Origin of the sequence: Streptomyces sp. NPDC088097 (genome assembly GCF_044741845.1) — a bacterium.
Lineage (GTDB): Bacteria > Actinomycetota > Actinomycetes > Streptomycetales > Streptomycetaceae > Streptomyces.
This window is the reverse complement of the sequence record NZ_JBIUTJ010000002.1, coordinates 54,824-68,037: the sequence shown is the minus strand read 5'-3', so window position 1 is coordinate 68,037 and position 13,214 is coordinate 54,824. Positions and strand designations below refer to the sequence as shown.

At 72.3% G+C, this 13,214-nt stretch carries 9 protein-coding genes and 1 tRNA gene; 4 read left to right on the top strand and 6 right to left on the bottom strand.

The genetic code is table 11. The features are described from left to right. Positions 1-44: 44 nt before the first annotated feature. Positions 45-2,087, bottom strand: a complete 2,043-nt coding sequence (locus tag ACIOD1_RS06400) for an NADPH-dependent 2,4-dienoyl-CoA reductase (RefSeq protein WP_365619773.1) — start codon at positions 2,085-2,087, stop codon at positions 45-47. Between the two features lie 226 nt (positions 2,088-2,313). On the opposite strand from ACIOD1_RS06400, the gene ACIOD1_RS06395 reads away from it, so the two are divergent. Then, entirely contained in the window at positions 2,314-2,994 is a 681-nt protein-coding gene (locus ACIOD1_RS06395) for an alpha/beta fold hydrolase (RefSeq protein WP_365619776.1), read from the top strand. A gap of 59 nt (positions 2,995-3,053) precedes the next feature. Here ACIOD1_RS06395 and ACIOD1_RS06390 read toward each other — a convergent pair whose 3' ends face one another. The 4 genes from ACIOD1_RS06390 to ACIOD1_RS06375 form a co-directional block, all read right to left on the bottom strand. Further along, on the bottom strand, positions 3,054-6,086 hold the full coding sequence (locus ACIOD1_RS06390; protein WP_365619779.1) for a glycoside hydrolase family 38 C-terminal domain-containing protein: 3,033 nt from the start codon (positions 6,084-6,086) through the stop codon (positions 3,054-3,056). Positions 6,087-6,141: 55 nt separating this feature from the next. Then, the gene (locus ACIOD1_RS06385) at positions 6,142-6,999 is read right to left on the bottom strand and encodes a carbohydrate ABC transporter permease (protein WP_365619782.1); all 858 of its coding nucleotides are present in this window, start codon (positions 6,997-6,999) and stop codon (positions 6,142-6,144) included. Next, positions 6,996-7,889, bottom strand: coding sequence for a carbohydrate ABC transporter permease (locus tag ACIOD1_RS06380; protein ID WP_401900581.1), 894 nt, complete (start codon positions 7,887-7,889; stop codon positions 6,996-6,998). Before ACIOD1_RS06380 ends, ACIOD1_RS06385 begins: the two co-directional genes overlap by 4 nt. A gap of 149 nt (positions 7,890-8,038) precedes the next feature. Beyond that, positions 8,039-9,373 carry a sugar ABC transporter substrate-binding protein gene (locus tag ACIOD1_RS06375; protein WP_365619785.1) on the bottom strand — a complete coding sequence of 445 codons (1,335 nt, stop codon included), beginning with the start codon at positions 9,371-9,373 and terminating at the stop codon, positions 8,039-8,041. Positions 9,374-9,776: 403 nt separating this feature from the next. Between ACIOD1_RS06375 and ACIOD1_RS06370 the strand changes: the two genes are divergently transcribed. Together ACIOD1_RS06370 and ACIOD1_RS06365 are read left to right on the top strand one after the other, a co-directional pair. Next, positions 9,777-9,851, top strand: a tRNA-Ala gene (locus tag ACIOD1_RS06370). Further along, a complete protein-coding gene (locus ACIOD1_RS06365; RefSeq protein WP_365619787.1) occupies positions 9,851-12,175 on the top strand; it encodes a hypothetical protein in 2,325 nt (774 codons plus the stop codon). The genes ACIOD1_RS06370 and ACIOD1_RS06365 overlap by 1 nt, the downstream gene beginning before the upstream one ends. Positions 12,176-12,193: 18 nt before the next feature. Here ACIOD1_RS06365 and ACIOD1_RS06360 read toward each other — a convergent pair whose 3' ends face one another. Continuing rightward, the gene (locus ACIOD1_RS06360) at positions 12,194-12,553 is read right to left on the bottom strand and encodes a hypothetical protein (protein WP_365619790.1); all 360 of its coding nucleotides are present in this window, start codon (positions 12,551-12,553) and stop codon (positions 12,194-12,196) included. A 184-nt stretch (positions 12,554-12,737) separates the two neighbouring features. Between ACIOD1_RS06360 and ACIOD1_RS06355 the strand changes: the two genes are divergently transcribed. After that, positions 12,738-13,193: a universal stress protein gene (locus tag ACIOD1_RS06355; RefSeq protein WP_365619793.1), complete on the top strand. Its 456-nt coding sequence runs from the start codon at positions 12,738-12,740 to the stop codon at positions 13,191-13,193. Positions 13,194-13,214 lie beyond the last annotated feature (21 nt).

Sequence of the window (13,214 nt, the reverse complement as noted above, 5' to 3'; positions counted from 1 at the left end):
ACAACTCCTTTGCCCCGAAGGGGTGTCGCGCTCGCGCGGTCCCGTCAGAGGCTCGCGGCCAGCTCCGTGCCCTGCTTGATGGCCCGCTTCGCGTCGAGTTCGGCGGCGAGGTCGGCGCCGCCGATCAGGTGCGCCGCCACGCCGGCGGCGCGCAGCGCCTCGTAGAGGTCCCGACGGGGCTCCTGGCCGGTGCACAGGACGACGGTGTCGGCGGCAACGGTGCGCTGCTCGCCGTCGACGGTGATGTGCAGGCCCTCGTCGTCGATCCGGTCGTACGTGGCGCCGGCGACCGAGACGACCCCGCGGTGCCTCAGCTCGGCGCGGTGGATCCAGCCGGTGGTGGTGCCGAGGCCGGCGCCGACCTTGCCGGCCTTGCGCTGGAGGAGGTGGACGCGGCGCGGCGGGGCGGGCCGCTCGGGGGTGGTGAGGCCGCCGGGGCCGGCGTAGTCGGTGTCGACGCCCCAGTGGCGGAAGTAGACGGCGGGGTCCTGGGAGGCGCCCTCGCCGCTGTCGGTGAGGAACTCGGCGACGTCGAAGCCGATGCCGCCGGCGCCGACGACGGCGACGTTCTCGCCGACGAGGGCTCCGTCGCGGAGCACGTCGAGGTAGGTGAGGACGTTCTCGCGCTCGACGCCCTCGATGGCGGGGGTGCGGGGGGTGACTCCGGTGGCGACGACGACCTCGTCGTAGCCGGCGAGGGTCTCGACGTCGGCGCGGGTGTCGAGGCGGACGTCGACGCCGGTCTCGGCCAGCTGCGTGCCGAAGTAGCGGATGGTCTCCTCGAACTCCTCCTTGCCGGGGATGCGGCGGGCGATGTCGAGCTGGCCGCCGATGTGTCCGGAGGCCTCGAAGAGGGTGACGGCGTGGCCGCGCCCGGCGGCGGCGACGGCGCAGGAGAGGCCGGCGGGGCCGGCGCCGACGACCGCGACGCGCTTCTTCGAGCGGGTCGGGGAGAGGACGAGTTCGGTCTCGTGACAGGCGCGCGGGTTGACCAGGCAGCTGGTGATCTTGCCGCTGAAGGTGTGGTCGAGGCAGGCCTGGTTGCAGCCGATGCAGGTGTTGATGGCCTCGGGGCGGCCGGCGGCGGCCTTGGCGACGAACTCGGCGTCGGCGAGGAAGGGGCGGGCCAGCGAGACGAGGTCGGCGCGGCCGTCGGCGAGCACCTCCTCTGCGATCTCGGGGGTGTTGATGCGGTTGCTGGTGACGAGGGGGACGGAGACGGCGCCCATCAGCCGGCGGGTGACCCAGGTGTAGGCGCCGCGCGGCACGGAGGTGGCGATGGTGGGGATGCGGGCCTCGTGCCAGCCGATGCCGGTGTTGATGATGGTGGCGCCGGCCGCCTCGACCTCCTTGGCGAGGTGGACGACCTCGTCGAGGGTGGAACCGCCGGGGATCAGGTCCAGCATGGAGAGCCGGTAGATCAGAATGAAGTCCTCGCCGACGGCGGCGCGGGTGCGGCGGACGATCTCCAGGGGGAAGCGGACGCGGTTCTCGTACGCCCCGCCCCAGCGGTCGGTGCGCCGGTTGGTGGCGGCGGCGATGAACTCGTTGACGAGGTAGCCCTCCGAGCCCATGATCTCGACGCCGTCGTAGCCCGCGAGCTTGGCGAGGCGGGCGGCGCGGACGAAGTCCTCGACGGTCCGCTCGACCTCGATGTCGGTGAGTTCGTTCGGCGCGAAGGGGCTGATGGGAGCCTGGAGGGGGCTGGGGGCGACCAGGTCCTTGTGGTAGGCGTAGCGGCCGAAGTGGAGGATCTGCATGGCGATCTTCCCGCCCTCGGCGTGCACCGCCTCGGTGATCACCCTGTGCTCGGCGGCCTCCTCCTCCGTGGTGAGGCGGGAGCCGCCCTCGAAGGGGCGGCCGGCGTCGTTGGGGGCGATGCCGCCGGTGACGATCAGCCCGGCGCCGCCGCGGGCGCGCTCGGCGTAGAAGGCGGCGAGGCGTTCGAAGCCGCCCTCGTGCTCTTCGAGGCCGGTGTGCATCGAACCCATGATCACCCGGTTCGGCAGGGTGGTGAATCCCAGGTCCAGGGGGCTCAGCAGGTGCGGATAGCGGCTCTGGGAGCCCTGGGCGCTCTGCGGGTTCATCTGGGGTGCCTCCTCGCACGGGGTGATGAACCTGTTCTAGCGAGGCTCTGGAGGTTTTGCAACTAGGTGCATAACCAGTTCGGGGCCGCTCCGGGGCCCGGATCAGGCAACCAAGGGCCCCGGAGCCGGGACCTGTGGCGCAGTTCACGCCCGGTACCGGCCCGAGCCGCCCCGTACCGCCCCGGAGCGCTGCCCCGCCGGGGCCCGTCCCGGTAACGTCTGCCGGATGACCGACCACCCCACCGTGACGGTGAACGGCGTCCGGCTGGCCTACCTGGTCAGCGGCCCCGAGGACGCGAAACCTCTGCTCCTGCTGGCCGCGTTGGGCGAGAGCGCCGAGGACTGGTCCCCCGTACGGGAGCGACTCGCCCGGGACCGCCGGGTGTACGCCCTCGACCTGCGCGGGCACGGACGCAGCGAGTGGACCGGCCCCTACGGGCTGGAGCGGCTGCGCGACGACGTGCTCGGCTTCCTCGACGCCCTCGGCCTGGACCGGGTGGACCTCGTCGGGCACTCCATGGGCGGCGCGGTGGCCCACCTCCTCGCCCAGCACCGCCCCCGGCGGGTGGTCCGCCTGGTCCTGGAGGACCCGCCGGCGCCGCTGCCCCGCGAGGCGGTGCCCCCGGTGCGTCCGGAGGGCGAACTCGGCTTCGACTGGGCGATGGTGCTCGCCCTGCGGGCCGAGCTGGACCGGCCCGACCCGGCCTGGCTGGAGGGGCTCGCGAGGATCACCGCCCCGACCTTGGTGATCGCGGGCGGGCCGACGAGCCACGTGCCGGCGACCGCCGCCGCCGAGCTGGTCCGCCGGATCCCCGACGCCCGGTCGATGACGATCCCGGTGGGGCACCTCGTCCACGCCGCCGCGCCGGAGGAGTTCACCCGGGCCGTCACCGCCTTCCTTTCCTGAGGGCCGTCCCGTAATCCGTGGGGGGCCCGCCCCGCAGGCGTGGGCGGCGTTCGTACGGTTCAGCTCCGGCTCAGGCGCACCGTCAGGATCTGGAACGGCCTCAACGTGAGGGTGACGGCGCCTTCCGGGGTCGGGACACCGACGCCGGCGTCGTCGAGGGGGCGTTCGAGGAGGTCGGTCCCGGTCGCCGCCGTCACCGCGAACCCGGGCGTGAGGGTCGCCGTGGCCCGGCCGCCCCGGGACTCGTAGAGGCGGACGATCACGTCGCCGCTGCGGTCCTCGGCCGACTTCACCGCCTCCACCACCACCGCGTCGTCGTCCACGGTCAGCAGCGGGGCGACCGGCGCCCCGCCGCGCACCACCCGCTCGGGCAGGTTGAGCGCGTGTCCCTCGCGGACGGCGTCGCCGATCGTCGCGCCGGGGGCGAGGTGGTAGCGCAGGGTGTGGTGCCCCTGGTCGGTCTCCGGGTCGGGGTAGCGCGGGGCGCGCAGCAGCGAGAGGCGGATGGTGGTGGTCTGGCCGCCGTCGGCCCGTACGTCGCGGGTCACGTCGTGCCCGTACGTGGAGTCGTTGAGCAGCGCCACGCCCCAGCCGGGCTCCTCGGCGTGGATCCAACGGTGGGCGCAGATCTCGAACTTGGCCGCCTCCCACGAGGTGTTGGTGTGGGTGGCGCGCTCGACGTGGCCGAACTGGGTCTCGGAGGAGGTCCGTTCGGCCTTCACGTCGAGGGGGAAGGCCGCCTTGAGGAACTTCTCGCTCTCGCGCCAGTCCACGTCGGTGACGATGTCGACGCTCTTGGAGCCGGCGCGCAGGGTGAGGGTCTGGGAGACCGTGGAGGAGGAGCCGAAGGAGCGGGTGACCGCGACGGTGGCGCGTTCGGGCCCGCTCGCGGTGACCTCCAGGCGGTCCGCGGTGTCGAGGTCGGTGACCCGGTTGCGGTAGAAGGCGTCGATGTCCCAGGCGTCCCACATGTTGGGGAAGTCGGGGTGGACCTGGAGGAGGTTGGCGGCGGCTCCCGGGGCGAGGGATTCGCGGCGCGCCTCCAGATCGTAGGCGGAGACGATCAGGCCCCGGCCGTCGATCTCGACCGACAGTCGGCCGTTCGCGAGGACGTGGCCGCCGCCGTGCCGCTCCTCGACGGTGACCGGCCGGCCGGCCGCGGCGGGGTCCGGGACGCCCGCGCCGCCGGCCGGGATGCCGCGCCGGGTGTGCGGGGCGCAGTTGAAGACCAGCTCCCGCTCGCCCGGTCCGGCCAGTGCGCTCTGCGCGGCGAGGGTGAGGGCCCGCAGTTCCTCGCCCACCCGGGCGTAGGTGGCGCGGGCCTCGCGGTGCACCCAGGCGATGGAGGAGCCGGGGAGGATGTCGTGGAACTGGTGGAGCAGGACGGTCTTCCAGATCCGTTCCAGTTCCTCGTGCGGGTACGCGTAGCCCGGGACGCGGACGGCGGCGGTGGTCGCCCACAGTTCGGCTTCGCGCAGCAGGGACTCGCTGCGCCGGTTGCCCTGTTTGGTCTTCGCCTGGGAGGTGTAGGTGCCGCGGTGGAGTTCGAGGTACAGCTCGCCGGCCCAGACGGGCGCGTCCGGATACTCGGCGCGGGCCTTCTCGAAGAAGGCGTCGGGGCGCTCGATCTCGACGCGCGGGGAGCCTTCGAGGTCGCGTTGGCGGGCGGCCCGGGCGAGCATCTCGCGGGTGGGGCCGCCACCTCCGTCACCCCATCCGAAGGGTACGAGGGAGCGCGAACCACGCCCCTTCTCGCGGTAGTTGCGGGCCGCGTGGGCCATCTGGGCGCCGCCGAGATCGGAGTTGTAGGTGTCGACGGGCGGGAAGTGGGTGAAGACCCGGGTGCCGTCGATGCCCTCCCACCAGAAGGTGTGGTGGGGGAAGGGGTTCACCTGGGACCAGGAGATCTTCTGGGTGAGGAACCAGGTGGAGCCGGAGAGCTTCACGAGTTGGGGCAGGGCGGCGGTGTAGCCGAAGGAGTCGGGCAGCCAGACGTTCTTCGTCTCGATGCCGAACTCGTCCAGGAAGAACTTCTTGCCGTAGAGGAACTGTCGGGCCATGGCCTCGCCGCCGACCATGTTGGTGTCGGACTCCACCCACATGCCGCCGACCGGCACGAACTGTCCGTCGGCGATCTTCTTCTTGACCCGTTCGAACAGCTCGGGCCGGTGGGTCTTGATCCAGTCGAGTTGCTGGGCCTGGGACATGGCGAAGACGAATTCGGGGTGCTCGTCCATCAACGCGACCATGTTGGAGGCGGTACGGGAGACCTTGCGAACGGTCTCGCGCAGCGGCCACAGCCAGGCGGAGTCGATGTGGGCGTGGCCGACCGCGCTGATCCGGTGCGCGGAGGCCCGGGCGGGTGCGGCGAGCACGCCGGCGAGGCGGGCGCGGGCGGCGGCGGCCGTGCCGGGCACGTCGGTGAGGTCCACCTCGTCGAGGGCGGAGTCGACGGCCCGCAGGATCTGGTGGCGCCGGGCGTCGGTCTCGTCGAGCTGCGTCATCAGGTCGTGCAGGACCTCGAAGTCCTGTACGAGTTCCCAGACCTCGGCCTCGAAGACGGTGAGGTCCATCCGGGCGAGCCGGTAGAGGGGTTGGTCCCCGCTGGTCGCCAGGTCGCCCTCGTAGGTGGGCGCGTGCGCGACGAGGACCGGGTTGGCGGCGGCCTCGACGTACCACTCGATCCGCTCGCCGCCCCGGGCGCCGTCGGCCACGCGCACCCAGTCGTTGTACGGGTTCAGCGCCTTGACCTCGCCTCCGTCGGCGCGGTGGACCAGGCCCTCGCACTGGAATCCGGGCATCATCCGGTCGAAGCCGAGGTCGAGCACGGCCTCGACGGTCCGGCCCGCCCACTCGGCGGGGACGGTGCCGGTGACCTTGAACCAGGTGGTGCCCCATGCCGGACCCCAGGCCGCGCCGACCTCGCAGGGCTCGTAGGGCGCGGCCAGTCCGTCCGCCACGGGGACCGGCTCGCCGGGGGCATCCCAGCGCTCGACGGCGAACGGGAGACAGCGGGTACGGACGGCGGGTCGGACGCGTTCGTTGAGGACGCGGCGCAGACGGTGTTCGGTGACGCTGCGGTCGTCGTGCATGACGGCGGCTCCCAGGGGGGGTCGGAGTATCCGGTGAGCGAGGGGTGCACGGGGCTCAGGTCTTGACGGCTCCCTCGCCCACGCCCCTGAAGAAGAAGCGCTGGAGGGCGAAGAAGAGCAGCGTCATCGGCAGGAGCGCGGCCATCGCCCCGGCGGCGATGATCCGTTGGTCGCTGGTGGTGGTCGCGCCGGCGAGGGTCTTCAGGCCGAGCTGGAGGGTGTAGTGGTCGCTGTTCGTCAGCACCAGCAGCGGCCACAGGAAGTCGTCCCAGGCACCCATGAAGCTGGTCAGGCACACGACGGCCAGGGCGCCCCTGGCGGCCGGGAGGAAGACCCGGGTGAAGCGGGTCCACTCGTTGGCCCCGTCGAGGACCGCTGCCTCCTCCACCTCCCTGGGCACGGACAGGAACGCCGCCCGCATGATCATCACGTTGAGGACGGAGACGGCGCCGGGCAGCCACACCCCGATGAGGGTGTCGACCAGGCCCATCTCCCGGATCGTCAGGAACATCGAGATCATCACGGATTCGAAGGGGAACATCAGCGTCGCCACGAGCAGGGTGAAGACCGCTTTGCGCCCCTTCCAGCCGGCCCGGGACAAGGCGTAGCCGCCCATGGCCGCGAACAGCGCGTTGGAGGTGATCGCGAGGGCGGCGACGATCAGGGTGTTGCCCACGTACTGGAGGAGCGGGAAGGACTCGGCGACGCGGACGTAGTTCTCCAGGGTGGGACGGGAGGGCAGCACCCCGTCGTACACGTTCTCCGTGCGCCCCCGGATCGAGGTCAGGAACTGCCAGACGATCGGCCCGAGCATGACGACGAGCACCAGGACGAGGGTGGCGTAGCGGGCCGCGAGGCCGGCCGGGCGGTGCCTGCGGGCGCCCTTCGCTGCGGGAAGCGGCGTGGCGCTCATCCCTCGTCCCCCCTCGACAGGCGCCGGCCGAGCAGGCTGAAGACCAGCGTGAGCAGGAACAACAGGAGGGAGATGGCGGCGGCGTAGCCGGTCTCGCCGGCGAAACCGAGGCCGACCTGTCGGATCAGGAACGGCAGGGTCCGGGCGCCTCCGCCGGGCCCGCCGCTCTCCCCGCCGAGGATGTAGATCTCGGTGAAGACGCGCAGCGCCGAGATCGCCGCGAGCGTGCCGACCAGCATCATCATCGGTTTGACCTGGGGAACGGTGATGCTGAGGAAGCGGCGTACGGCCCCGGCCCCGTCCAGCGCGGCGGCCTCGTAGAGGGAGGCGGGAACGTTCCCGAGGGCCGCGAGGTAGAACACCATGTAGTACCCGAGGCCCTTCCACACGGTGACGATCATCGCGGAGACGAGCAGCATGGTGGAGTCGGTCAGGAAGGGGATCGGGCCGGAGATGACGCCGATCTCCTGGAAGACCGTGTTGACGAGGCCGTCGCTGCGCAGCACCCACTGCCAGATCAGGCCGACGACCACGGCGGAGGCGATCACCGGGGTGTAGAAGGCGGAGCGGAAGAATCCGATCCCCGGGATCTTCGTCTGGACGAGGACCGCGAGGGCCAGCGGCAGCAGGACCAGGCAGGGGACGACGACGATCAGGTAGAGCACGCTGTTGCCGGTGGCCACCCAGAAGTCGGGGTCGGCGAAGGCGCGGCGGTAGTTGTCAAGGCCCACGAAGCCTCCGCCGCGCAGGATCCGGGCGTCGGTGAGGGACAGGACGACGGTGTTGAGGAAGGGCCAGAGGCTGAACAGGGTCACCATGACCAGCCCGGGGGCGAGGAAGAGGTAGGGCGTCCACCAGGTCCGGTGGGGCAGACCCGTCTCGGCGTCCATGGCCTTCCCGGCTTTCACGGTCTTCCCGGCTTTCACGGCCCTCACGGCCCTCACGGCCCTCACGGCCTTACGGTCGCGGCGACCGGGGCGGCCGGGGTGGTCCGGGCGACCGGGGTGGTCCGCCCGGGGGTGGGGCGTGCCGGTGGGGGTCATTCGCGCACCGATGCGGCCAGCAGCTGGTTGGCCGCCTCCTGCGCCTTGCGCACGGCGGTCCTCGGATCCTGCTCGCCCTTGATGGCCTTCTGCACCTCCCGCACCACGGCGTCGCCGACCTGGTTGGTCCACTGCACCGGGGTGTTGGCGTCGAGGGCGGCCGACCGCAGTTGTTCGGCGCCGACGGCGCGGGCGAGGGTCTCGGCGTCCGTGCCGTCGCCCCGGTCGGAGAAGTAGGGGTCGGCCAGGCCCTTGGCGTTGGAGGGGTAGATCGTGGTCTGTCGGGAGAACGCCACCTGGTTGGGGCCGTTGGTGACCCACTTGGCGAACTCGGCGGCCGCGTCCACGTGTGCGGTGTCCTTGCGGATGCCGAGGGACTGCGCGTAGACGCCGATGTGGCCGAGGGTGCCGGTGACGGCTCCCGCCACCCGGGTGCGGGCGTAGACCTGCGGGGAGTTCTGCTTGACGTCGCGGACGAAGCCGGGGGATCCGGGGCCGAAGACGAGCTTGCCGGCGCCGTAGAGCTGGTTGGTGTCGTCGGACTTGAGGAGGGACTCCTTGGGCATGGCACCCTTGGCGTAGAGGTCCTTCATCCGTTCCAGCCAGACGACGGCCTGGTCGGTGTCGAAGGTGAAGCGGTCCTTCGCACCGTTCAGGAGCGGCACGCCCATCTTCTGCCAGTCCCCGGGGAGCCGCCCCTTGGGGTCGGCCATGAAGGCGGCGTACCGGCCGCCGGAGCGGGCCGCGATGCGCTCGGCGTAGTCGAAGAACTGCTCGACGGTGGTGGGCGGACGCGCCGGGTCGAGGCCGGACTCCTCGAAGAGCGCGGTGTTGTAGGTGAGCACCTCGGGGGTCACGTACCAGGGGTAGGCGAACACCCCGTCGCCCTTGCCGGGCAGCTTGAACTGCTCCCACGCGCCGGGGACGTACTCCGCGGCGATCTGCCCGTCGAGTCGGGCCACGTCGGCGAGCATGCCGCGGTCGCCGAGGAGTTGGAAGGAGTCGGTGGAGAGGTTCACCACGTCGGGCAGGGCTCCGGCCTGGGCATCGGCCACGAGCTTCTCGTTGTAGCCGTCGCCCGGCACGTCCTCCCATCTCACCTCGACGTCCGGGTGGGCGGCCTCGAAGGAGTCGATGACGCCTTGGACGTACGCGGTGAACTTCGGCTTCAACTGGAGCGTGCGGAAGGTGATCTCGCCGGAGACCCGACCCGTCTTTCGGGCCTCCTCCGCCTCCCCCGGGCCGCCGGACACACCGCAGGCGCAGACCGCGAGGAGGGCGCCGGTCGCGAGCGCGGCCACCGCCGTGCGCGAAACGTTCGAACGGGTCATCGTCGCCGCCTTCGGAGGGAGTTCCGGCCTCATCACCGGAGCGCGCCGACCACGCTGTCCGCAATCCGGGAACGCGTCAACGTGCCCGAAATCGCTTTGGCCGACAGTGCGTACCCGTCGAAAGGAATCCGGTCGGTCTCCATAGAGTCCGATCAGGTGCTCACATCACAGCCGAGCTGGACTGATGCGCTTTAGTCGGAAGGCGTGAAATCGGAGCGGGACCGAGAGGTCACACCCCCGCACCGGCGACGGTTTGACCTCTTGTCGCCGGTGCGCACGACGGCGCACTAATGCGCTTTACTCGCAATCCCGCACGGGCGAGCCGATCGTCGGCGAGGCCGCTCGCGGTCGCGAAATGCCGTTGTGTCGGCGCCGGGGCTCCGGTTGACTTCGTGGATCACCACGACGTGTAGCTCAGCAGCAGAGCGCCGGGCTTGCTTCCCGGAGGGCGCAGGGGCGACACCTGCCACGTCGGCCATGAACACGCACGCTGAACAGCAGCTTCCCCAGCACCCGGAAGGGCCTGCCGGCCCCGTCTCCCCCTCTCCCGCCTACGCGGCCGGACAGCTGACCCGGGCCCTGCGGACCTCCGTGGTCCACGAGGACCCCGCCACCCGCGAAAGCGCGCGCTCCCGCGCCGACCAGTGGCGCCAGGTCCTCTCCGGCATCGCGGACGGTTCCCTGACCGTGGGCTCGCGGACCCCCGTCGCCGGCCTGCCCGCGTGGGTCACCCCGGACGTGGTCACGGGCGGCTTCGCCACCGGGAACCCCTCGGCCGGCGGACCGCTGCTCCCCCACGAGGTGCGGGCCGCCCGATTGGCCGGCGTACCGGCGACCCGCGCCGCCCTCTTCGCGCACGCCCTCACCGACGACGGACTGACCCGGTTGTGGTCACTGCTCGACAGCGGGCACTACGAGGTCCGCGTGCCCGAGGAGGCCGCGCTGGCCGTGACGGCCTGGCTGGTGCGCGCCGGGGACTACGAGGGCGCCGCCGAACTCGTCTCGCTGTTGGAGCCGTTCGCGGACCGGCTGCGCTTCCTGCCGCGCCCGAACGACCGACCCGCACCCGGCGCCGACACGGTGCACCGCCGCAGTGTCGGCGAGGCCGGCGTGGCGCTGGCCCGACGGCGGCCCCACCCGGCCGTGGAGGCGCAGCGCGAAGCCCTCACCGTGTGGCGGCCGTTCGAGGACGAACTGCTCACGCACCGGCTGGCGGCGTGGTCCGCCGCGCCCGGAGCGGACTGGAACGTCGAGGGCGCGGCCCTGTTGGCGCGGCACGCGGTCCTCGCCGCCACCCACACCCGGTGCACCAAGCACCTGAACCCGAAGTCGAACGCCGCCGTCCTGCGCCGCGCGTTGGAGGAGGAACTGACGGGCCGCCCCCTGGACCCGCGTACGGCCGGACTACTGCGGGTGGCCGTCACCGCGATGCTCGCCAAACGGGGCGCGCCCGGCTCTCCCGAGCACGTCCGGCTGCGTCGGGCCCAGGCCCTCCAGGCCGGGCTCCCCGCGCACCACCGGCTGGCCGCGCTGGTCCTGCGCAGGCTCGCCCGCCTCGACCAGGGCGCCGGCACGACCGACGTGGACACGCCGCTGGCTCCCGTGAGCGCCCAGGAGGCCCGCGAGACCGGGCTGCCCGAAGGCGCGTCGGTCCCGGCGTCGATCGGCGCACCGGTCCGGGCGGCCCTCAGCGCCCCCCTCGACGTGCTCGTCGAGCGCGGGGTGGTCCCCTCGGCGGAGGTGCTGGCCGAGCTGGTACCGCAGTTGGTGGCGGCCGTCACCGCCGAGCGGTACGCGGACGGGCCCCTGCGGAACCTGATGGCCGCCGCCTACCGCGCCTTCCGGTCCCGCCGGTCCCTCCTCCTGCTCGACCTGCGACAGCAGGTCCGGCTCGACGAACTCCCCTGGGTGCGGGCGGCATCCGCGCACCGGAGCAGCGGCGACGCGGCCTTGGAGCCGGCCCACGAGGCGCTGCGACGCCTCGGCGAGTTGGCCGTGACGGCCTTCCCCGGGACCCTGCTGCCCAATCCGCTGGTGCGGGAGCTCGCGGAACTGGGCCGGCAGGCGGAGCTGGGCACGCCGTTCGTGGAGGAACTCGCCGCCGACATCTTCATGGGCACCTTCACCCCGAAGTTCCTGGTGGCCGGGCGGATCGCCGCCGATCTCCTGGAGGGGAGCCTGTACGCGCGCTACTACGGCATCGACTACGCGGCCCTGCGCCGGGCGGCGGTGGCGGAGGCGGCCGAGGGGGCCCTGCGCGGCCGGAGGAGGACGAGCCCGTACTTCGCCGCGCTCTGCGTCGAGCGGGCCGGTGTCGGGACGGCGTGGTCGACGGGAGCCAACGGGGCGGTGATCGAGCAGGCGCAGATCCTCACCACGCACAACCTCGCCACCCTGGTCTCCCGCGTGGGAATCGCCCCGCCTTCGGGCTGGGCCGGCCTGGCCCGGGACTGCTTCGCGTCGGTGTGCCGGCTCGTGGCCCGGGTGGAGGGCAACCCGCGCCCGCTCTCCGCCGTCAAGGACGCGGCGTACGCGTGGCGGCAGATGCTGTTCCACCTGTCGCTGTGCGGGCCCGTCGAGCGGGAGGCCGTCCTCGCCTGGATCGAGGAGTACGCGGCGCGCCGCCCCGCCCACGTCCGGGCCGGGCTCGCGCCCGCCCTCGCCGGGCTCCGACGGGTGGACGGGGGCGGCTCGTTCGACGCGGACGGCACGGCCGAGGGCGGCCGGGCACGGCGACTGCTCGGCCGGGCCACGACCGGACACTGGATGCTCGCGGCGGCCACGGTGGCGGCCCGGTCGTGAACCGGGGTCGCACCGGGGCTACTTCATGCGGTACTCGGCCTTGTCGGCGAGCTTGCCGTCCTTGAAGCAGAAGCGCAGCACGTCGTTGCCGTTCTTGTCCTCGGTGGACACGTACCAGGCGCACGCGCTGCCTTCGGGCTCGGCGGGGCCGCCCTCCTTGAGCGCGCCCGTGATGACGGTCTCGCCCGAGGGCAGCTTGGCGCGGACCTCGCCCTCCGCGTCGCCGATCCGGACCTCCGCGTAGACCTTCGGATCCACGAGGGTCTTGTCGGCCATGTCGAGGACCTTGGAGGCGCCGAAGAAGAGGGCCACGAGGAGTCCCACGCCCAACACCAGCGCCACTCCACAGCCGATGAGACAACCCTTGCGCTGAGCCATGTGCCCGTTCCCTCTTGTCCTCGTGCGTTTCCTGTTGACGTCTCAGACCTTCGCAGGGGGCCGGGCACCGGCGCTGTCCCCGAAAGTCTCGGGTCGCCGCGACGATCGTCGTTCGAGGTCGCACCCCCTCGGCCGTGTATACAAGGAGAGAAGGACGATCCGGACGAAACGAGAGGAACCCCCTGTGAGTGAGGCCGTCGAGCCCCTGATCGTCGTCGGTGTGGACGGATCCCGGCATTCGAAGGAAGCCCTGCGCTGGGGGGTCGCTCAGGCCAAGCTCATCGGCGGTCGGGTGCACGCCGTCATGAGCTGGGAGTGGAACACCAACCCCTTCGCGATGGGCCCGAGCGCGCAGGAGGAGCTGGTGTCGGCGGAGGAGGCGGCCCGTCAGAAGCTGGCGGACACCGTGGCCGAGGCAGTGGGCACCTCCCCCGGGGTGCCGGTCTTCCGCCGGGTCGAGAAGGGCCCGCCGGGCCGGGTCCTGGTGGAGGCCTCGCAGGAGGCGCAGCTGACGGTGGTCGGCACCCGGGGCTACGGCGGCATCAAAGGCGCCCTGCTGGGCTCGGTGAGCCAGCAGGTCGTCCAGTACGCCGCCTGCTCGGTGGTCGTGGTCCGCGACACGGAGCGCGACGGGGCCTGACCCCGTGGAGCGCCGGGCGCG

Coding starts and splice junctions, on each gene's coding strand:
- ACIOD1_RS06400 (WP_365619773.1), bottom strand. CDS start 2,087: ATGAACCCGCAGAGCGCCCAGGGCTCCCAGAGCCGCTATCCGCACCTG.
- ACIOD1_RS06395 (WP_365619776.1), top strand. CDS start 2,314: ATGACCGACCACCCCACCGTGACGGTGAACGGCGTCCGGCTGGCCTAC.
- ACIOD1_RS06390 (WP_365619779.1), bottom strand. CDS start 6,086: ATGCACGACGACCGCAGCGTCACCGAACACCGTCTGCGCCGCGTCCTC.
- ACIOD1_RS06385 (WP_365619782.1), bottom strand. CDS start 6,999: ATGAGCGCCACGCCGCTTCCCGCAGCGAAGGGCGCCCGCAGGCACCGC.
- ACIOD1_RS06380 (WP_401900581.1), bottom strand. CDS start 7,889: ATGGACGCCGAGACGGGTCTGCCCCACCGGACCTGGTGGACGCCCTAC.
- ACIOD1_RS06375 (WP_365619785.1), bottom strand. CDS start 9,373: ATGACCCGTTCGAACGTTTCGCGCACGGCGGTGGCCGCGCTCGCGACC.
- ACIOD1_RS06365 (WP_365619787.1), top strand. CDS start 9,851: ATGAACACGCACGCTGAACAGCAGCTTCCCCAGCACCCGGAAGGGCCT.
- ACIOD1_RS06360 (WP_365619790.1), bottom strand. CDS start 12,553: ATGGCTCAGCGCAAGGGTTGTCTCATCGGCTGTGGAGTGGCGCTGGTG.